Source organism: Maribacter spongiicola (assembly GCF_052119685.1).
Classification (GTDB): domain Bacteria; phylum Bacteroidota; class Bacteroidia; order Flavobacteriales; family Flavobacteriaceae; genus Maribacter; species Maribacter spongiicola_A.
Window position 1 is genome coordinate 771734 of sequence record NZ_JBGQOO010000001.1, and the last position, 22841, is coordinate 794574.

Sequence of the window (22841 nt, forward strand, 5' to 3'; positions counted from 1 at the left end):
TAATCTCAGCTTTAAGATTTTTATGTTTTAAATATCAATTTTCATATACCCGCTTTCTTGGTTGGCATCTGCCACATACCATGCTGGTTGGCCTTTTTCATCTCTACCTAAACGCGCACCAGCTACTGGCGGAGTGTTCAATTTATCAAAAGATGATTGCGAACTTACTACATGATTACCGTTTACGCCTTCTTTGGTAAGTATACCTACCTGGACCAATTCGTCTATTGAAGACAACAAGGTTTTCATTAAGAAGTCAATATCATCATTGGTATATACTGTGGTAATGAAACAAGGAAAACCGTCCCAAATATGAATTCCCTTTTCACGCATACTAACAAATAGCAATTCTGAATACGGAATATCTTTCTTGAATTTCAATCTCCATAACGATCCAAAATAAGTGATTTCTATGGGGAGTCCGCTTTTCAAAAAAGTATCATTCAAGCTTTTGCCCATACGTTCTGTCATTGCAGATGTATTTGCCTGTAAACTTGGCCCTTGTTCTTTCATATACAGCAAGGCAGCCTTTGCAGAAGCTAACGCCAACGGGTGACGGACAAAAGTACCTGCAAAATAAGTTACCCCTACCTCAGGATACGAGTCGTCGCCATATTGCCAAAATCCGCCATCAAGCGCATCCATATACTCTTTTTTACCTAAGATAGCTCCGATGGAAACGCCACCACCAATAACTTTACCATAGGTTGCTAAATCGGCTTTTACATCAAATAATGCCTGTGCACCACCCGGATGCATTCTGAAACCGGTAATAACCTCATCGAATATGAACGGAATCTCTTCAGCCGTAGTTATTTCTCTTACTTTCTTAATAAACTCTATAGGTTGAAATTCTGGTCTTCGGCTTTGTACCGGTTCTACTAGAACAGCAGCCACTTCATGAGCTCTTTCTCTAATGATCTGTAAACTTTCTTCTGTTCCATAATCAAGGATCAGCATATTCTGAACTGCCTCTGGTAATATACCCGCAGCAGCCGGGAATGTTTTCTTTTTCTGCGAACCTCTAACTATACCTTCATCGTTAATACCATGGTAAGATCCCGTAAAGGCAATTATAAGAGAACGCCCTGTTACAGTACGTGCAATTCTCATAGCACCAAGTACAGCTTCTGATCCTGTATTACATAAAGCAGCTCTATCATGACCTGTGAATTCTAATAATAGCTCACAAACTTCACCCGCTAATGGGTGTTGTGGTCCAACTTCATAACCCAATTCAATTTGGTCATGCATGGCTTTTTTAATAAAACCGGGCTGATAGCCGAAGAAACAAGATCCAAAACCATTTAAGGCATCTATGTATTCATTACCATCTACATCCCATAAACGGTTACCCGCAGATTTACCGATTACTAAAGGGTAAACCAACTCTTTCGTCAATGGCTTAAAGCCAGATACTACTCGAGGATCTGCCATTTTAGCCCTATTGTTCTGAGCGTAGTTCTTACTGCCAATAGTTTTGGTATTGTACTTTACCGTAAGATCTTTTAAATACTGCGATTGTGCCTGTTCTAGACCAGTTGATTGCTTTTCGATTCTTGGTGAAGCACCGAACGGTTTTTTATGCTCAAGCTTTTCTTCTTCGGACCTTGAATCTAAACTCGATGACCCATTTACCACTTTTGCCGGAGCAGGATTTGTAACAGCAACAGGCTGCGGAGTTTGAGTTACGGCATTACCTTGTAATAACTGAAGTTGTCTACTTAATAAGTTAAGCTGCTCACCTATTAAGCCAATAGCCGTTTGGTTCGTAGCCGAACTAGTATAATTAGCAGGAACAACTTGCTGCACTTGATTAAAAGCGGCAACTGGTTGAGGAGCTGCTTCTGCAACCGGTTGTGGCGCCATAAATTCTGCCGGCAAATTCTTATCTAGGTAATTCGCTAAAAGCTCAGGCGTGTTTATATCTTCATTTAGTTGTCTAAATGTAATCGGAATTTTAAACTCTTTTTTACAGGTAATTGCCATTTGTGTTAGAATTAAAGAATCTAATCCTAATTCTAGAAAGCTGCTGTTTTTGTCGGTAACTTCAAGCTCAATTCCGTATGAATTTGAAATTAGCTCTGAAATTTTATTTAAAATAGAGACGTTTCTCATTGGTGCGGCACTTTTTGGTTTTTCTATTATTCTAGTTATCGGCTGATCGGCATTTAAATAGGTTCTTTCTTTTGGAATAGAAACCACAGGATTGATCCAGCATGGTTTGCGGTCAAAAACATAGGTTGGTAATCTAAGTCTTTGTCTTTCTTGGTTTTTATAAAATGCTTTCCAATCTATGGTAAGACCAGTTAGCCACAATTGACCTAAAGACTTTAATACCCCGTGATATGAATTCTCATCATTTTTCGGGATAGGTAATGATGCTAAAGATTTTATATTTTTTGCACCTTTATTCTGGCGACTTAAAGTAGTAAGCGTATTACCCGGACCCACTTCTAACAATACCACATCTTCTAACTTCACTATGGTATCCATAGCATCTGAAAATCGTACGGTATCTCGTAAATGGTTTGTCCAGTATACAGGATCTACAGCCTCTTCATTCGTAAGCCAAGTACCTGTAACGGTTGATATTATTGGTAATTCAGGAATATTTAAGTTGATATTCTTGACCACATCACCAAATTCCTCTAAAATAGGATCCATCATAGAAGAATGGAAGGCATGACTGGTAGCAATTAAACGGTATGCTAAACTCTGCTCTTTTAAAAGAGCACTGAATTTCGTTATCTCATCATCTTCGCCAGATACTACACAAAGTTTAACTGAATTTACAGCTGCTATAGCTAATGTCTTAGGAAGAATTTTTTCTAACGATTCTTGGTCTATTCTCACGGTAAGCATGCTCCCTTTTGGAAGTCCGCTTACCAAAATACCCCGCATTGAAACTAATTTCAAGGCATCTTCTAAACTGAAAACTCCGGCTAAATGAGCACCTACAAATTCACCAAGACTATGTCCGCATAATACAGTTGGCTGTATTCCCCAGCTCATCCACAATTTTGAAAGTGCATATTCTATGGTAAATAATGCAGGTTGTGTATAACGGGTATCTCGTAACTTGTTTTCTGCCGCTTCAGAATTCGCATCTTGAAAAATGATTTCTCTGATATCTACCTTTATAGTTTCTAACAGTAAATCGGCACAGATATCAACAGCCTCTCGAAAAACGCTTTCCCCATCATAAAGGTCTTTACCCATATTTAAATATTGGGAACCCTGACCAGGCAGTAAGAATACAATCTCACTCGGAACGTTTTTTACTACCGATGACTGTGTAGCTTTTAGATCGTTATCAATCAAAAACTCAGAAGCGTCTTTTGTATTGCTCGCTAAAATAAATCTACGATTACCAAAACTAGCTTTAGTAGTACTTAAGGTAGACGCTACATCGGCTACATTTAAATCTGGTTTAGCATCGATATGATTTTTTAATACTGTTTCGAATCCGGCTAAACTAGTTTGTGTTTTTGCAGAAATAGGCAATAATTGTAATGGGCGTTGAAATTTAGAAGTTTTCGCCTCCATTTCATATTCCTCAACCACAACGTGTACATTGGTACCACCTACACCGAATGAACTGATACCTGCTCTTCGAGGCCCTTCAACTTCCCACGGAGTTAATGTATTAGTGACGTAAAACGGACTATTTTCAAAATCAATGACAGGGTTAGGTTTCTCAAAACCTAAAGAAGGTGGTATTACTTTATGATTAAATGCTAAGATTGTTTTTATGAGACCGGCAACACCTGCTGCTGCAGTCATATGCCCCATATTACTTTTTACGGAACCAAGACCACAAAAATTCTTTTTTGATTGCGCACCAAAAGCCAGATGAAGACCTTCTATTTCTATAGGATCACCTAATGGAGTCGCCGTACCATGTGCCTCTACATAGCTAATGGTATCAGGTGAAATATTGGCATCGTCGATAGCACTTTTAATCGCATTGGCCTGACCTTCTGCGCTTGGTGCCGTAAAACTTCCTTTTTCTCCTCCGTCGTTATTGATACCTACACCTTTAACAACGCCGTAAATAACATCTCCGTCGTTTTTAGCTTCCTCTAAATTCTTTAAAACGATAACACCGGCGCCATCACTAAAAACTGTACCTTTTGCTTGAGCATCAAACGGTCTGCAATGACCATCTGTACTTAACATAGAACCTTCTTGATAAAGGTGTCCGCTATTTATTGGAGCGGTAATACTAGAACCACCCGCTAGGGCAACTTCGCAGTGACCGTTTCGTATAGATTCTACGGCTTCGGCAATCGCCAATAAAGATGTAGAACATGCCGAATGCACACTAACTGCTGGACCCTTTAAATTTAATTGATATGCAGTTCTTGAAGCTACATAATCTTTCTCGTTCACCGTATCTAACTGTAGTTGACCAATGCTTTCTACGACCTCACTATTTGGCAGTACATTCTTTTTATAATAGGTGTTTGTACCTGTACCAGCGTAAACCCCTACTCTACCTGTATAATGTTCTGGCAAATGACCAGATTCTTCAAGAGCTTCCCAAGCCAATTCTAAAAAGAGACGTTGTTGGGGATCCATAGCTTCTGCCAATTTAGGCGTTAAGCCAAAGAAACGGGCGTCGAACATTTTTGCAGAAGGCACAACACCCCTTGCAGCAACATATAAAGGATCATTTCGTAAGGATGCCGGAATACTTTGATCTAAATCTTCTTTCGTGAAAAATGAAATCGTTTCTTTTCCATTCTTTAAAACATCCCAAAATTCATCAATGCTATTGACACCAGGAAACCGACCTGCCATACCGATTATGGCAACATCGTTAGACTTATTTTTTACTTTTCGCTTACTAGAAAACAATACTGTTTTCTTATCACCGCCCATAAATTCTGAAAGGCTAGAAATCGTAGTATGCTGATATAATTTGGTTACCGGTATTCTTACTTGAAGCGTTTTCATAATGGCGTTGACCACTTTTTGCGCAACAATAGATGTACCACCCATTTCAAAGAAGTTATCGTCTAAACCTATACCCGAAACTTTTAGTTCTTTTTCCCAAATACTGGCAAGACCTTTTTCAGTCTTAGTACGAGGTTTTCTAAAAATTACATCTGATATTGCCCTAAGATACTCCGGCTCTGGTAATTTATCTTTATCGATTTTACCGTTAGAATTTGTTGGAAACTCATCTACCCACATAAAAAATGTAGGCATCATAAATTCTGGTAGAGTATCAAAAAGCTCTTGCTTAATACTACTTATTTCGGGTTTTTCACCGTCAGCTAAAAGGTAGGCAACCAACCTGGCTTCACCTTCTGCATTTGTATTAGGCAATACCACCGTACGTTTTATCCCGGCAATAGCATCTAAAGAAGACTCAATTTCCCCTAATTCTACTCTGTGCCCACGGATCTTAACTTGGTGATCTATTCTACCAATATATTCTAGAGTACCATCAGAAAGTCTTTTTACTAAATCACCTGAACGGTACATTTTTTCTCCCTGCTCAAAAGGATTATCAATAAACTTCTGATCGGTCAGTTCTGGTCTGTTCAAATAACCTCTTGCCAAACCATGACCGGAAATACATAATTCACCAATAACACCTATAGGTTGCAATTGGTTATTGGTATTTACCACATGAGAAGATAAAGTTGATATACAGTTACCAATATTAGAAATATTGGTTTTAATATCTTCATCATCAATGATATTAAAAGTGGTAAATATGGTCGTTTCTGTAATACCATACCCATTTACAAATTGAATTCCTGGGAATTTGCGATACCATTTTTCTAGATACTTAGGAAATAGTGCTTCACCGCCAAAAATGACATATCGCAAGTATAAATCGATATCACCCGTAGGTAGACTGCCCATAATGTTTAAAAAGGAAGATGGTGTTTGATTTAAAATCGTCACCTTTTCCTTTATTACTAAAGACATGAATTCATAAGGATCTTTAATCACCTCTTTTGAAGGAATGATTAGCTTGCCCCCAAATAATAATGCCCCGTACATTTCCCAAACCGAGAAATCAAAACAATACGAATGGAACATGGTCCAAACATCGTTCTCATTAAAATCATAGAACTGATCGTCGTTAACGAACAGACTTACAATATTTCTATGCTCTAATTGTACACCTTTAGGCTTACCCGTAGTACCTGAAGTGTAAATAATATATATTAAATCGTTTGGTTCTAGTTTAATGTCTCTAACCTCTTCAGTAGAGTACGTATCACTAGTTGCCTTAAATTCTTCTATTGCGGCTGCATCAATCGTGAAATCGCAATTACTATCTTCTTTAATATAATCTATTCGATCCTCTGGGTAATTTGGATCTACAGGTACATACACAGCCCCTGCCTTTATAATACCGATCATACTTATGATCAACCATTCGCTACGCTCCAATATTAAACATGCGAAATTACCTTTAGCGGCGCCATGTTTTTTTATAAGATAGTCGGCAAATTGATTCGATAGCTTATGAAGCTCAGCATAGGTTAACGAATTTTCTTCGTAAACCACCGCTATGTTATTCGGAGTTTTAACTGCTTGCTCATTTAAAAGATCAACAATAGTTTTCTCTTTTGGGTATGTTGCATAAGGGGTATTAAATTCATTCAATACTATAGATCGCTCTTTTTCTGAAAGAATATTAAGACTACCAACTGCTGTTGAAGATTGTTCAATTAAGAGCGGCACCATATGCTTATAGTGCTGCATGAACTGCTCGATCAACTCTTTGTCAAAAATATTCTCGTTGAAAATGAGATCGAATTTAATATGCTCATCAGCAATATTGAATACAAACTTGATATTAGAATTAGAATCGACCAATCCAATAAGCTCTATGGCATCTGTAGCATCCTTTTGGTTTGAAATTGTAGCCGGATCTATTATAGTATTTATGGCTAGTACAACATCTAAAACAACGTTCTCACCATTGTCCTTTACCAGATTAAAATCTTTTAAAAATTTATCGGTCGGGTATGGATTCGCGTTATGTAATGCAAGTATCTCTTTTGTTTGATTATTTAAAGTAGTAAAGTCTATTGTAGGGTCTATGTTATTTCTAAATAGCGCTAGACTATTATGAGCATTGTCGTTATCATCGACAGTTAAACCGAATGCAATATCATTTTGATTGGTGTATCGCTGTAAAAGCACACTTAACGCTGTTATTAAAAAAGCTTCGATGTTAGAATCACCAGCTACATGGGCTTTTACTTTACTAGTGACATCTGCAGAAAATTGGGTACGTAACAAAGAACCTTGATCAACGCTATTTTTTACAGTTAGCTTTCTACTCGGTAGGTCTAGTAATTTTACATCATCTAATAAAATATTCTTCCAATATGCTATGGTAGAATCGGTTATTAAATTCACTTTTTTGGCTTCCATTATAAAATGATAATTATATATAGACTTGTGGGGTTGCTATTTACTTATTTTTTATTGGAAAATGACGAACCTTTTATAACACTAGATGGATAACTTTATAATTACATAAAAATTTTTATCCAACAGTTTTTTGTCCAATTCAATTTCAATACACATTTCTGCCTAAAATAGTGCAAATAATCAATCAAGTAAAATTACTAAATATCATAAACAATTCAATTTCAAAGAAGTGGCATAAAAGTGGTATTTTGGCCACTACAATTACATAAATATTTGAATATCAATATTTTAAAATAAATAATAGTGCAAATTACTCCACTCATTGTTATTTTATTCCCAAAAATTTCATCGATAAAAAAATGACGTTCTTCGAAATTGAATTGAGATTAAAAAATGAGGGTAAATAACCATAGTTTATATGCAGATTTCATCGGTAAATGACTACAAATATCTGTTAAGAATCATACGTTTTTAAAAAAACAATCGACTTTATATCTAATATTGTATATCAATTGTTTTTTTACCTTGTGATGAAAAGTAAAATTGTAATTTTTATTGGTGATTTATTTGTCTTTCTAATGCCGAAAAAGGCTGAAGAATTTGCTAAAACCGGCATGACTATTACTGACGGAAACAAAATTACTTTAACTGAACGTTTTATTCGCAAATCTCTATTGAGAAAGGTCGAAATAAATTCGGATCACGAAACCCTGTCTAAATTTCATAAAGCTTATTGGGAAAATCAGGGTGACAACTTTTTTGCTGCAACAACAGACTCTTTTGAAAACAATTTCTTACCAGAATGCTCTTTTATTTTTGAATTACTAAAGGAGAAATTATCTGGTGAAAACCATGATTTTAATACTATAGTTGAGATAGGAACAGGTAATGGTAAGGTCTTGAATTATCTAAGCGAACAACTCCCTCAAATAGATAGATTTGTCGGTATTGATTTAAATCAAAATCAGATTAAACAGAACAAGGAAACTTACAAAAAGAACATTCAGCTTGAATTCATAGCTAGTGATGCTTTTGACTGGGTTAATACCTATGCGAACAAAAATATGATCTTTGTAACTTCTAGAGGAGTTCTTGAGTATTTTACTGAAAGTAGACTACAAGATTTTCTTCAACAGGTAAATCGTTTAGGAAATACCATTTTCATCGCTATTGAACCCAACGGTGTTGATCATGATTTAAAAATTAATAAGCATTCGGAACCTTATGGTTATGAGCGTTCATTTTCTCATAACTACCAACTACTGTTCAAAAATGCAGGCTTTAATTTGTGGCATCACTCCAAAAAAGATAGCAATACAGAGCACTATCTAAGCTATATGGGTGCTGACAATTATAGCGAAAAAGAAATTTTAGCCGCTACTACTGTTTAACTATTAGTAAATTCTAAGCTTTAGTTGTTATCAAGCACTCTTTGCAGCGATGCTGATAAAACCTTATCATTAGGCGGATAAAACATACTCAGGTGATCTCCTGGTACATAATGTAGCTCAATTCCGTTTTCTGCAAAAGATTTCCAGCCTAGATGTACACTATCGTGGGTATAATCGATAACATCTTCGATTCTAAATAAGTCGACTTTTATAGGTAATGGTTTTAAATGATAGCTATCAACAACCTTATTGTGCTCAATAATTCGGCTTTCGTACTCCCAATCATAATCCGTTTTAGCTACTGTAGTTTTATCTTTCTTTAATCTTAAATACAATTTCTTCAAGTTCGCTTTAGTGACTCCTATTCTATATGTAAATCCTTCTCTACTTGATAATTGCTTTAAAACATGCAAGGTCTTATTAGCTAAATAATTAAAATAAGCCATCTTTTTACCTAAACTGGTACTCTTACCGTAATGGGCATATGCGTAGGTATCTAACAATACCAGAGCAGAAATCTCTTCCCCTTTTGCCATTAATTGTTTTGCCATTTCATAGGCGATAATACCACCAGAAGAATAACCCGCTAACTTATAAGGTCCTTTTGGTTGTGTTGCCAAAAGAGACTCATTATAATGTGCCGCTATTTCTTCTACTGAAGTCAATAATTCTTCTTTACCATCTAGCCCTTTTGCCTGAAAAGCATAAATAGGCTGATCAGGATCCATATTATGCTTTAAGGTTTTAAAAGAAAGTATATTTAACCCTGAACCATGAACTATAAATAGTGGTGTTTTAGATCCGTTTTTTTGAATGGGCACCATTGAATCCCAGGTTACGGTATGCTCCTCAATTTTTAATAAACTAGCCAGACTTTTAACCGTTGAATATTCAAACAAAGAAGATAACGGCAAGCGTTGACCAGATTTTTCTTCTAGCCTAGTCATTACTTTGGCAGCAATTAACGAATGCCCACCTAATTCAAAGAAATCATCGTTTAAATTAATAGTATCTAAAAACAAACACTCTTTCCATACTTCAGAAACTAATTTCTCAGCTTTGGTATAAGTTTGAATGCGCTCCTCTTTAGTTGTGATGATATGCGTATCATCTGGTAGACTTTTTCTATCTAATTTACCGTTAATAGTTACGGGCAGTTTATCTAATTTAATATATTCATGAGGCAGCATAAAAACGGGTAACTCCTCTGCTAATTGCTTTTTCCAAAACGTAACATCAGTATTCCAATCGTCGCCTTCATAAACCACATATGCTTTTAACGCATTATTTCTAACGTCTGTAGCTACTGATTGTATTCCTTTGAGTTTACTTAAAGAATGTTCAATTTCTCCCAGTTCAATTCTATGTCCGCGGACTTTTACCTGACCATCTTTACGACCCAAACATTCGATCTGACCGTTTCGCAAAAGCTTACCTAAATCTCCCGACAAATACATTTTAGTGGTTTTTTCCGCTTGAAAAGTATTGTTCACGAAACGCTCATTGGTCAGTTCTTCTTGTCCTAAATATCCGTTAGTTACCCCGTCACCGCCAATTACGATTTCTCCGACTTCCCCAGTTCTCACTGGTTTACCGTTAGCATCTAGAATATAAATATCTGTATTTGCAATAGGCTTGCCTATGGTAATAGGATCATCTTGATCTGAAATTTTAGTAAGTATACAGCAAACAGTAGTTTCCGTAGGACCATAAATATTCCATAATTCATCAACCTTTTCTAGCAACTTTAATGAAAGTGATTTAGAAACCGGTTCGCCACCAATTAGCGCTTTAATATGTAATGTCTTTTTCCAGCCAGAGTCCAATAAAATTTGCCAGATGGTTGGTGTACCCCAAATTACTGTAATATTATCTTCAATGGCTTTTTGTAATAAAAGGTGTCCGTCTTTTCTGGTTTCTTCATCGACCAATACCACACTGGCACCATGAACCAATGGCAAGAAAATCTCCATCACCATGGCATCAAAAGAGATAGTGGTGGTTGCGAATATTTTATCATTTGGTGTAATACCTGGCTCATTACCCATTGAAAACAAAAGGTTTATCACATTATTATGGGTTACCTGAACTCCCTTTGGCTTTCCTGTAGAACCAGAAGTATATATAATGTACGCTCCTGCATCAGAAGGTACATTTACATCAATTATAGTTTCACTGGTTTCATTCGCTTTGACCCGTATATCTTCAATGAAAATCGTTTTAGCACCATGTTCTAGCGCCTGTTTTGATGTATCGCAAATAAAGAAAGAAGATTTAGCATCTGAAATCATTAATAAAGTACGATTATCAGGGTAGCCGGTATCTATCGGTACATATCTAGCTCCGCATTGAAGAATTGCAAATAAAGTTGCAATTAACTCAGGTGACCTTTCCAATGAAATAGCCACTGTATCTCCGGTTCTTATGCCTTCTTCCCACAAATAAACAGCAGTACTATTTATTTTTCGCTGCAATTCTGCATAGGTGACTTTTTCGTTTTTAAATTCTAATGCAATTGCTGTTGGCGTACTTGTCGCCTGCTTATATAATAACTCATGAAGTGTTGTATTTGGGTATTTTAATGACACTCCCGTTACAATACTCTCTTCATTCGATCTGTTAAGTATTTCAGATAGTTTCGCATTAGGCTGTTCTATCAATTTATTTAAAATAGCATTGAAAGATTCGCCCATAGCATGTATGGTACTTTCTTTGAATAAGTTGGTATTATACGACCATTCCAACACTATATTGTCTTTCGACCCTGTTGCATTCAAGAATAATTCGAAAGTTTCATACTCTCGTTCATTACTATGGTATTGATACGAAAGTCCTTCAAAAGTAACACCATCGTCCAAATCCATATCCACATTAAAAACTACCGGTACCAATGGTACTCTACCAGGTATTCTGGGAATATTAAGTTTCTTCAATAAACTACCAAATGATAATTCTTGATTCTCGAAAGCATCAAAATTGGCAGATTTTCTTTTCTTTAAATAGTCTATAAAACTGTCGTCAATGTCTAGATTACTCTTCATCGGTAACAACTTCACACAATGCCCTACAAGATGCTTTGCCCCCATAGATGATTGCCCGGCAACAGGCAATCCAAGCACAATACCTTCTTGCTGGGTAATCTTATATAGTAATATTTCAAAAGCGGCCATTAAGGTCAATACCAAACTAGAATTACCTTTAATTCCGGTTTGCTTAATACCTTTTACTACATTTTTATCTAATAACTGATTAATTCGCGCACCGTTATAGGTTCTCTTCGTTATCTGTTTAAAATCTGTCGGAAGATTAGTTATCGGAATATCGTTTTGAAAGACGTTTAACCAGTATTGTTCCGTTTGATTGAATTCGGGACTTACTTTTATTTCATTTTGATGCGCCACATACTCAGTATACGGTACAGCATCAGGAAGATTATGAGATACATTTTTGACCTTTGCAGAATACAAGGCTCCCAATTCTTGCATGATGATACCTAAAGACCAACCATCACATACAATATGATGCGTGGTGATTATAAACTGAAATTTATCCATTTCAGTTCTTAGAACGGCGAATCGAATTAATGGTTCTGTGGTTAGGTCAAACGCTTTACCCGTATCGGTCTTGGTATAGTTTTTTATGGCAGCTTCCTTCTCCTTGGCCAACAGACTTGAATAATCTTGTAAATCTAAGTTTGCGATTATGGAAGCAAATACATTAATGAATTTTCCATCGGGACTAAATACAGAACGTAAAGCTTCATGCCTACTAATTAACATGTCAACAGACCATTGTAAGGCGGCAATATCTAAATCACCTTCAAATTCAATGGTTAACGAAAGGTTATATGCTTTATTCGCATCGTCACCACCAAAATAACAAGAATACCAAATCTCTTCTTGCGCATCTGTAGTGTACAGAATATGTTTTATCTCTGGACCTTTAAAAGGGTTAAAATGTGTCAGTACTTCCAAGCTTCTTTACTAATATTAGGTTAATGCAATTCAAAATTTTGGGGAACCAACAGCCACAAAGATCTTATAATTTAAAGTTTCTTTATTCCTTTTAATCAAGTATTTACTACTTATTTAAAAACAAATTAAAGATGTCGAATTCATTAAACGAACATCATTATGGCTGTGATTAAAATTTACAATGATACCATTGTGCGATAAATATATTATTAATCAATAGAATAGAAATTTAGTTTCGCTGATGTGTAGTGAATATTAGATGTGCGTTTAAAAGGGAAGAAAAAACATAAATATTACAGAAGTATTTGAGCATATATACAAGTAACAATTCACTAAAAATTAAGAACTATATAAGCCATAACGTTTAGTTTTAAAACAAAAAAAGTGTAGTAATGAATTACAATAAATTCATCACTACACTTAGTATAATTATCAATTGAGCACTTATCTGTTTAAAAATGAAAACACTTTCATGAAGAACACATTTTCATCTTCTAATCCCCTAAACTTTCAACAACCTTTCGGTCATAATTTTGGCATACAAAATTTGATTTTGCTCAATGGAGTTGAATGCATTTTGAACTTTTGCACTCTTCGATTTTTTACGAACCAATACGTTATCGGTCTCGTTACTCTTTGTACTTTTCTTTAACCTAAAATAAGGCTTAAGGTGCATGTAGCAATCTTCAAGAGAAACTAACTTTTTCTTCTGATAAGAAGATGTTAGCTTCCCGCTTAAAATGTTAGATATCATCGTATGGTGGTTTAAGTTGATAAAATAACGGGGAAAAACAATAAAAATTTCAAATCAAAATTCAACCTCTATTTCTAATAAACTAAAAACAGCTGTTAATTTTTCATGAAATAAACTTAAGGTAAATATTAATAACCACACCACTTTTGTGCGAAATTTATTAAAATTTAACAAAAATTACGGCAATTTGACAACTATAAAATGATTGCTAAGGTATATCTTATCTTATTTAAGCAAGTGCTGTATAATCCAATCTACCAACACATAATTACCTGCAAATTCTTATTCCTTTCTGCCATGAATAATCCATTAATATAGTTATTAAGCTAAAATCAAAAAATACCACAATGTCAAGTAGGGCAATAGCTACAAGGTTATTAACTACCAACCAGTTGACCCTTTTAAAATAATTAAATAATATTCAGACTTAACTATACTAAAGAACTCCAGTCTAGGGAATAATCTACTTAAAACAATCAACAATCTCTTAGATTTTCATTCTATTTCAGCACATTACTAATCGAAAGAAAAACTTAAAACACAGTTTATCGAATAAATCAATAGTTGGCCTAAGGTTTAATATTTTTCAATAGTAATACTCAATTAATACTTTAAATTTGTCACACAACCATTATCCTCAGGTAATATAGTAATTGATAATATGTTATCATTACTTAATACTGACCTATAAATATTTAAGTTATATAATCTAGGTAGTGGTATAACATATTTTACTTTTAAAAAACTAGATATATTAATTTTACAATGACTTACCATTCGCATCTAATACTACTTAAATAGTATACCTGTATGACAAGATTTTCTTTTACGAAGAAATTGTGTGGAGGGTATTACATTACATCTAAACAAATAGTACGCATTTCAATTGTCTAAAGTTTTAATACCATAGTTTAGATAATTTTTAAACGATAAAACATTATAAATCCATTTTACAATAGTATGAAAGTAGCATTAATCACTGGAGTCACAGGTCAAGACGGCGCTTATTTAAGCGAATTTTTATTAAAAAAAGGATATCAAGTACACGGTCTTAAAAGAAGAGCGTCATTGTTTAATACTGACAGAATTGATCATCTTTATCAAGACCCACATATTGAGAACAGAAATTTTGTACTTCATTATGGTGATATGACAGACAGTACTAATCTTATTAGATTAATACAAGAAATTCAACCAGATGAGATTTACAACTTAGCGGCAATGAGCCACGTTCAGGTTTCATTCGAAGTTCCAGAATATACTGGTAATGCAGATGGTTTGGGTACACTTAGAATTTTAGATGCCGTACGTTTGTTAGGTCTAGAGAAGAAGACACGTATTTACCAAGCATCAACTTCAGAATTATACGGAAAAGTGCAAGAAGTACCGCAATCAGAGACTACTCCTTTTTACCCACGTAGCCCTTATGCTGTTGCAAAAATGTATGCATTCTGGATCACCGTAAACTATAGAGAGGCATACGATATGTTTGCTTGTAATGGTATTTTGTTTAACCATGAATCGCCGATTAGAGGAGAAACTTTTGTTACTAGAAAAATTACCAGAGCTGCTGCAAGAATTGGTCTAGGCTTACAAGATAAAGTTTACCTAGGTAATTTAGATGCACAACGAGATTGGGGTCATGCTAAAGATTATGTTCGTATGATGTGGATGATCCTTCAAGCTGATGAGGCAGAAGATTGGGTAATTGCAACTGGTAAAACTACTCCTGTTCGTGAATTCGTAAGAATGGCGTTTGCAGAAATGGGTATTGAACTAGAATTTAAAGGCGAAGGTGTTGAAGAGAAAGGATACATTAAATCATGTTCTAACCCAGATATTCAAGTAGAAATAGGTAAAGAAGTTCTTGCGGTAGATCCTAAATATTTTAGACCAACAGAAGTTGAATTATTAATTGGTGATGCTACAAAAGCAAATACTAAATTAGGCTGGATCCCAGAATATGACTTACAAGGTTTGGTAAAAGACATGATGACACATGATTTAAAATTGATGCAAAAAGATCAATATTTGAAAAAAGGTGGTTATGTAACGTATAATTATTTTGAATAAATAATTATAAACCGTCAATTCTTCTAATCGTAGGTAAATAGTGCCAAATGTTAAATAAAGAAGCTAAAATATATATCGCAGGTCACCGTGGTCTTGTGGGTAGTGCAATAGTTAAGAATCTTGAGAGTAGAGGGTATACGAATTTAGTTTACCGAACTCACAAAGAATTAGATTTGACTAACCCCACAGATGTGGCGAACTTTTTTGAGATCGAGAAACCATCTTATGTAATTCTTGCTGCTGCCAAAGTTGGCGGTATAGTTGCGAATAACACCTATAGAGCAGATTTTATTTATGAGAATCTAATGATCCAAAATAATGTCATACACCAGAGTTATGTTCATGGGGTGCAAAAATTACTCTTTTTAGGTAGTACGTGTATTTATCCTAAAAATTGTCCGCAACCGATGAAAGAAGATTATTTGTTGACCGATGTATTGGAGTATACGAATGAACCTTATGCCATTGCTAAAATAGCAGGTATAAAAATGTGCGAGAGTTACAATTTACAGTACGGCACCAATTTCATTTCTGTAATGCCCACTAATTTGTACGGACCTAATGATAATTTCGATTTAGAAAAGTCGCATGTATTACCGGCATTAATTAGAAAAATGCATTTAGGTAAGGCTTTGGAAAATAATGATTGGAATACAATTGCTGAAGATTTAAATGCATTGCCTATTGAAGGAGTGAATGGAAATTCGTCTGAAAAAGAAATACTTGCTATTCTAGATAAGTATGGCATTAAACGAAAAGATGACACCATTTACTTAGAAATATGGGGTTCAGGTAAACCGATGCGAGAGTTTCTATGGAGTGAAGATATGGCAGATGCCTGTGTCTTCTTAATGGAGCAGCGAGATTTTAAAGATTGTTATTCAACGAATACTAAAGAAGTACGCAATACGCACATCAACATAGGTACTGGCGTAGATATCACCATTAAAGATTTAGCTGAACTAATACAGCAGAAAATCAATTTTAAAGGCGAATTATATTTTAATACCGAAAAACCAGATGGTACATTAAAAAAACTAACAGATCCCTCAAAATTACATGACCTTGGATGGAAACATACCATTTCTTTATCACAAGGAGTTGAGCAAGTATATTCTTGGTATACCGCTAAGAATTAATTGTTTTTTACCTACAGATTTCTATCAAACTCAAATTTAATGTTGACCGACAGCCGTATAGCTATCGGTCAACATTAATAACCTATCATTAGCTCTTTGACCAACCATTACTAAAAGCTGAAATGAAGAAATCTAATTTCATTATACCATTATCATTCGTGGTGCATATACTGTTAATTAACGTAACACTATATGCATACATACCAGATATCTATTTAAGTGGCTATAGCATACTTTATTATAACCTTACATGGATTATTACCACATATAGCTTAAACTTCTACCCTACGGCCAGAAGAGATGGTTTTATGACCAATTTTAAAACGTTTGTTGTACTGTTTGTCATTTATGGCTTGGTCTATTTCACCTCATTTGTATTCTTGGGCATAAACTCGTACACACCTATATATCTATCATTGGTATATATACAAATATGTTTTTTATTAACGTTATTCAGGGTATTGTTTTATTGGTCCAAAAGAGTATATAGAGCTAAAGGATTCAATAGTACTAGAGTTGTCGTTATTGGTAAAGACAAAAACCTGCAAAAATTAAAACGCATTTTCGACAATCCAGAATACGGGTATCGGTATATGGGCTATTTTGATAATGTAAAATCAGATCACCCTAGTTGTTTAGGAGATATAGAAAGTTCTTTTAATTATATTTTTGAAAATAATGTTGAAGAAGTCTACTGTATGGCTTCTAAATTATCTAAGGCTGAGATACAGTATGTCATGAAAATTGCCGATAATAGTCTTAAACGAATAAAGATTATTCCAGACAATAAAGAGCTTTTTTCCAGAGCAATGTCATTAGAACTATATGGATCCGTTCCTATTTTGAATTTAAGGGCTTCCCCATTAGATTTAGACTATTCCAATTTAATCAAACGTATTTTCGATATTCTGGTATCTAGCTTTGCTATTGTGTTCGTACTGTCATGGTTAACACCTATCGTCTACATTTTAATGAAAATTGATTCTAAAGGACCTTTGTTTTTTAAACAACAAAGACATGGGGTCAATAGAGATGTATTTTGGTGTTACAAGTTTAGATCTATGACCAAAAGTACTACGAGCGATACTCAAATGGCCACTAAAGATGATGCCAGGGTTACGAAATTGGGCAAAATCTTGAGAAAGACGAGCATAGATGAGCTACCTCAATTTTTTAATGTTCTAAAAGGAGATATGAGTGTTGTTGGTCCTAGACCACACATGGTAATTCACACCCAAGAATATGAAGGGTCGGTAGATAAGTATTTAGTACGCCATTTCTTAAAACCAGGTATTACAGGCTTAGCTCAAATTCAAGGCTGTAGAGGTGAAATCATTGATCGATCCGATATTGTTAACCGGGTACGATATGATATTTTTTACATGGAAAAATGGTCACTTGCCTTAGATGCCAAAATTGTATTTCTAACAATTTACAATGCCATTAAAGGGGAAGCTAGAGCCTACTAATTACTTCCTTTTAAATATCCTTTTAACGCCGTTGAATAGTAATAGCGCCACAAACCCTACTATCATCCCAACAACAAACTCTACCAACATACTGGGTACATTCGGAAGAAAATGATGAAAGAAATCAATATTGTGGACAAATATTCCGCCCGAAACTAGTAATAGTGCTATCGTACCAATAACAGATAAGGCTTTAATTACTTTTGGTAATGCATTAACAAAAAACCTACCAATTTTATCAGAGATACTATTCTCTTCTTCGTTCAGGTTAATTAATCGTGTACCAAACTCGTCCATACGCACAATTAGTGCTACAATACCATAAACACCTACGGTAGCTAATAGAGCAACTACAGATACTACGGCAATTTGAGTCACTAAAGGCTCCTTAATAACAGCACCTAATGCAATGATGACTATTTCAATGGATAAAATAAAATCGGTAACTATAGCAGATTTGACCTTGGTTTTTTCTAGTTCCAAAATTTCTTCTTTGGTCATTGGCTGCATTTCAGCAGCAATATGTGCATGTTCATGTGGAACAAAGAATTCATGAATCTTTTCGGCACCTTCATAGGCAAGATAAATACCACCCAATATTAACACTACGGTTACCGCCCAAGGCAAAAAAGCACTTAATAAAAAGGCTATGGGCAGAATGATAATTTTATTAAGCAACGATCCTTTCGTAATCGCCCACAATACCGGTAATTCTCTTTGAGAGACGAACCCTGAAGCTTTTTCTGCATTCACGGCTAAGTCGTCGCCTAATATACCAGCTGTCTTCTTAGTGGCTATTTTACTCATTGCAGCAACATCATCTAAAAGTGCCGCTACATCATCTAAAATTGCAAAAAAACCTGAAGCCATCTATTTCTAATTTTGCTCAAAAATAAATTAACCATTTCATTTATGTGAATTCTATTCGTAAAAAAGATAACCCATCTCTAATTTCTATTATAGAAATTAGAGATGGGTTTATGAATCTTCGTTTAAAATTAATATCAATTATCTCGTAAAAAGAAGAAAACACTAATCTGGATGGAGTTTTACTAAATGAATTTTTAATATAACACGTAGAAAATAATACTAATTAACTTGCTCCCACGAAAAACCATTACTCTGTAACCACAATACATTAACAGGCACATCTGAGCGGTTGATACTATCGGAATCAATATAACCACCTTGCACTGATAAAGTAATACTTGGTTTCTTTTTAATTATATAAAGTCTACCCGTGGCACTACCAGGTGAAGGCATAAACAAAGTACTATTACCTGAACCGTTTATAATTACTGTGTGATTAGTTTCATTTAACCCAACATTACCACTGGTAAAACTGATAGCAGTAGATAATGACCCATTAACGCTCACTGTTGAGTTAGGAGCATTTGTTTTTATGCCTAATCTTGCATTTGTATTATCCCAATAGATGTTGGCATTATTTTCATCTACTTTTCCATCATTGCCTGCAAAAAGAAGAGAACCCGAAGTCCCCGTAAATTCCTCGACCGTAGGGTTAGTATCAATTAGGGTTTCTTCACCCAATTCATCGGTGTAGGTATATGTACCATCTTCATTGTCTTCTAAGGTAGACGTTGTTTCTTGCGAAGACGAAGTATTAAAATTTACGGTAGTATCGTCACTATTTGTAAATATGTAAGCACCATCACCATTATCTGCTAATGTACCTCCAGTAATTGTAATTATGGTTTCTTCACCTAACTCATTTGTGTAAGTATACGTACCATTTAAGTTATCTTCTAAAGTAGATGTTGTTTCTTGCGTAGGCGAAGTGTTAAACGCCACTGTACTTCCATCACTGTTTGTAAATATGTAAGCACCATCTCCATTATCTTCCAATAAACTACCTGCAAACGTAATAACAGTTTCCTCACCCACCTCATCGGTATATGTGTACGTACCATTTAAATTATCTTCTAGAACAGATACTGTCTCATCGGCACCATTAAAAGTAACCGGCTGTTCATCTGTACCTAAAAAAGTAAATCTACCATCACCATTATCGGTTAGAGAAATTGGCTCATTAGAATTTGAACCACCCGTTGAGCAAAGATTCGACCAATCGCTTCCATTATAAAAAAAAACACAATTTTCATCTGTATTAAAGACTAACCCACCTCGTAAAGGCTGTAACAATTGCATTTCAGCATTAGATACTCTGGATATCACCAATACCTTTGAAGAACTCTCTAATTCTAATAAAGAAGAGACATCTAAAGTTTGTGGATTATCACCTATTTTTATCTGACCATAAGTAAAATTCCAGCTAAGGTAAATGGGGATAAAAAGAAAAAGAAAATGTGTTAAATATTTGGGCATTAAAAAATCGTATAAATAAGTTGCGATTAAAATCTGTACAAAGTAAATAATTAATTAAACAGCATTCATTTTAATCGACAAAACACCATTTATACCGACAAAATATTAACAGAGGAATAACTACTTTTAAAAATGAATTAAATTTGTAATTATCCTGATATTTACCCTAAATTCATGATTGATTTCGGATATTATTTCAAAGTATAAAATTAATAATATATTATTATAGACTTTTTGCTTTAGTAATATTACCAATAAGGGCTCAACCAAATATGTTAATGTGGATTATGAAAAAAAAGTTTCAAATACTAATCTATTGTTTTTCTTTATGTCTTTTAACCAGTTGCAGCTCCAATGATGACACACCTCCTGTACCTACAGGGGTCACTAAAAGTTACGAACTGCTAAACACAAATTTATCTGATCTTACTGGTCAAGTTACTTTTACAGAAAATACCAATGGTTCAACTACCATTACCGTTAATTTAAATAATACAGTAAATGGCATTAATAATGCTGTCAGAATACGAAATAACACTGCAAATATAGGTGGCGGTATAGCCGTTAATCTAAATGATGTTAACGGAAATACAGGTATTAGCGAAACTACTATTTCCAGACTTGATAATGGTGAAGTATTAAGTTACGAAGAATTTTCAGAATTTTCAGGTTATTTATCTATAGAAGGAAAAGATAACAATACTGGTGAATTTTATGCCTATGCTGATCTTGGACCAAATGTTTTAACTGGTGTAAAATTAACATACAATTTATTTTCACAAGATGATAGCATAAATGGTCTAGCTGTTTTTGAAGAACGAAAAAAAGGTACAACAGCGCTTACCATCAATATCTTTCAAATTAATGAAAATTTAGAGTTACCCACTACTTTATATATCATCCAAGAAAACAATTCAGAATTAGTTGTTCATTCTTTGGCTACTGTAAAAAGCAGACAAAATGGTTATAGTTTTAATGAGGTCTCTGAACTTGATGGCATGCTTATATTCTTCACGGATTTAATAAAGTTGAACGGATATATTCAAATTACAGAAGTAAACAATGACATGAATATATTATCTGAAGGTGCAATAGGCAGTCACGAAAATGCCAGTTTAAATCAATTATAATCAAACAACTACATTAAAATAATAAGTAGTTGTATTTCACATAACACGACTACTTCAAATATTTTACGTCTCATTTTGATAAATTTTTATACTTATCGAAAATTATTTTAAGAACGCATCCATATAATGAATAATCTAAATAAACGTGATATTGGCATAGATGTAATGAAATGCATAGCAGCTTTATTAATCACCAATTCTCATTTTGATCTTCTTTACCCATACAAATTTCTCGCGACGGGTGGTTCAATAGGTAATTCCCTTTTCTTTTTCGCCTCAGGTTTCCTTTTATTTTTGAAACCTATGGGCAGGTTTGACAACTGGTATAAGAAACGTATTAATAGAATATATCCAACAATCTTCGCATGGGCAATTTTAAGCACTTTGTTCGTCAATAAACATGACGATATCATTTATATAATTCTGTATAGCGGAGAATGGTTTATTTCATGCATTATGGTTTATTATGTTATCATTTACTTCATAAATAAATTCATGAAAGATAACCTAATGCTCTCTTGGGGTATTTCTTTGTTAATTTTTATAGTTTGGTATATTGTAATTGATAAGCCATCAGATTATGACATGTATGGCATAACATACTTTAAATATGGCTTCTATTTTTTATTTATGTTAATGGGGGCTATAATGGGTGCAAGCAAAAAACAGTTAATTTATCACTTCAAATCTGACTTTCTAAAACTGATTGGGTGTTGCATTCTTTACTATTTAATTGTAATTGGCGCTAAGCATTTTGAAATTATCAACATATTTCAAATGCTTTCATTAGCACCTCTTATAGGTTTAACCTATTATTTTTATAAAGTAGCTAAAAGTCCTATTTTGAAAAAAGTTTACCAGAATAATATTGGTGGTGCTTTTATAAAAATTATTGGAGGTCTCTGTTTAGAAATTTATTTAGTACAAGTATCATTATTAACAGGTAGGTATAATAATTACTTTCCTCTTAATATAATAGGAATGTTTTTAGCAATTTTAATTGCAGCATATATTCTAAGATGTTGTTCTCGCCTATTTTCGCAAATATTTAAAGAACAGGACTTAGACTGGAAAGGAATTATAAGCTTGTATTAAAAATTAATTAATGTAAATTTTTTAATACATGGAGACACTAATTAAAAATTATTTATA

11 protein-coding genes are annotated in these 22841 nt (G+C 34.3%); 6 read left to right on the forward strand and 5 right to left on the reverse strand.

Annotated elements, in window-relative coordinates; genetic code table 11:
• Window positions 1-27: 27 nt before the first annotated feature.
• The gene (locus ACEN2N_RS03260; protein ID WP_441822967.1) at window positions 28-7413 is read right to left on the reverse strand and encodes an amino acid adenylation domain-containing protein; all 7386 of its coding nucleotides are present in this window, start codon (window positions 7411-7413) and stop codon (window positions 28-30) included.
• A gap of 530 nt (window positions 7414-7943) precedes the next feature.
• On the opposite strand from ACEN2N_RS03260, the gene ACEN2N_RS03265 reads away from it, so the two are divergent.
• Window positions 7944-8804, forward strand: a complete 861-nt coding sequence (locus ACEN2N_RS03265; RefSeq protein ID WP_441822968.1) for a class I SAM-dependent methyltransferase — start codon at window positions 7944-7946, stop codon at window positions 8802-8804.
• A gap of 20 nt (window positions 8805-8824) precedes the next feature.
• Here ACEN2N_RS03265 and ACEN2N_RS03270 read toward each other — a convergent pair whose 3' ends face one another.
• A complete protein-coding gene (locus ACEN2N_RS03270; protein ID WP_441822969.1) occupies window positions 8825-12778 on the reverse strand; it encodes a non-ribosomal peptide synthetase in 3954 nt (1317 codons plus the stop codon).
• A 502-nt stretch (window positions 12779-13280) separates the two neighbouring features.
• Window positions 13281-13532 carry a hypothetical protein gene (locus tag ACEN2N_RS03275; protein ID WP_441822970.1) on the reverse strand — a complete coding sequence of 84 codons (252 nt, stop codon included), beginning with the start codon at window positions 13530-13532 and terminating at the stop codon, window positions 13281-13283.
• A gap of 960 nt (window positions 13533-14492) precedes the next feature.
• On the opposite strand from ACEN2N_RS03275, the gene gmd reads away from it, so the two are divergent.
• The 3 genes from gmd to ACEN2N_RS03290 all read left to right on the forward strand — a co-directional run bounded on the left by gmd (window position 14493) and on the right by ACEN2N_RS03290 (window position 18213).
• On the forward strand, window positions 14493-15605 hold the full coding sequence (gmd, locus tag ACEN2N_RS03280; RefSeq protein WP_441822971.1) for a GDP-mannose 4,6-dehydratase: 1113 nt from the start codon (window positions 14493-14495) through the stop codon (window positions 15603-15605).
• A gap of 47 nt (window positions 15606-15652) precedes the next feature.
• Complete coding sequence (locus ACEN2N_RS03285) at window positions 15653-16744, forward strand: GDP-L-fucose synthase family protein (RefSeq protein WP_441822972.1); 1092 nt, start codon at window positions 15653-15655, stop codon at window positions 16742-16744.
• 122 nt (window positions 16745-16866) lie between these two features.
• Entirely contained in the window at window positions 16867-18213 is a 1347-nt protein-coding gene (locus ACEN2N_RS03290) for an exopolysaccharide biosynthesis polyprenyl glycosylphosphotransferase (RefSeq protein ID WP_441822973.1), read from the forward strand.
• Here the strand turns inward: ACEN2N_RS03290 and ACEN2N_RS03295 are convergent, their stop codons facing one another.
• Both ACEN2N_RS03295 and ACEN2N_RS03300 read right to left on the reverse strand, forming a co-directional pair.
• Entirely contained in the window at window positions 18214-19083 is an 870-nt protein-coding gene (locus ACEN2N_RS03295) for a DUF808 domain-containing protein (RefSeq protein WP_441822974.1), read from the reverse strand.
• A gap of 219 nt (window positions 19084-19302) precedes the next feature.
• Entirely contained in the window at window positions 19303-20559 is a 1257-nt protein-coding gene (locus ACEN2N_RS03300) for a hypothetical protein (RefSeq protein ID WP_441822975.1), read from the reverse strand.
• Window positions 20560-20846: 287 nt separating this feature from the next.
• On the opposite strand from ACEN2N_RS03300, the gene ACEN2N_RS03305 reads away from it, so the two are divergent.
• Together ACEN2N_RS03305 and ACEN2N_RS03310 are read left to right on the forward strand one after the other, a co-directional pair.
• Window positions 20847-21689 carry a hypothetical protein gene (locus tag ACEN2N_RS03305; RefSeq protein ID WP_441822976.1) on the forward strand — a complete coding sequence of 281 codons (843 nt, stop codon included), beginning with the start codon at window positions 20847-20849 and terminating at the stop codon, window positions 21687-21689.
• Window positions 21690-21815: 126 nt separating this feature from the next.
• Window positions 21816-22784, forward strand: coding sequence for an acyltransferase family protein (locus ACEN2N_RS03310; RefSeq protein ID WP_441822977.1), 969 nt, complete (start codon window positions 21816-21818; stop codon window positions 22782-22784).
• Window positions 22785-22841: the final 57 nt, after the last annotated feature.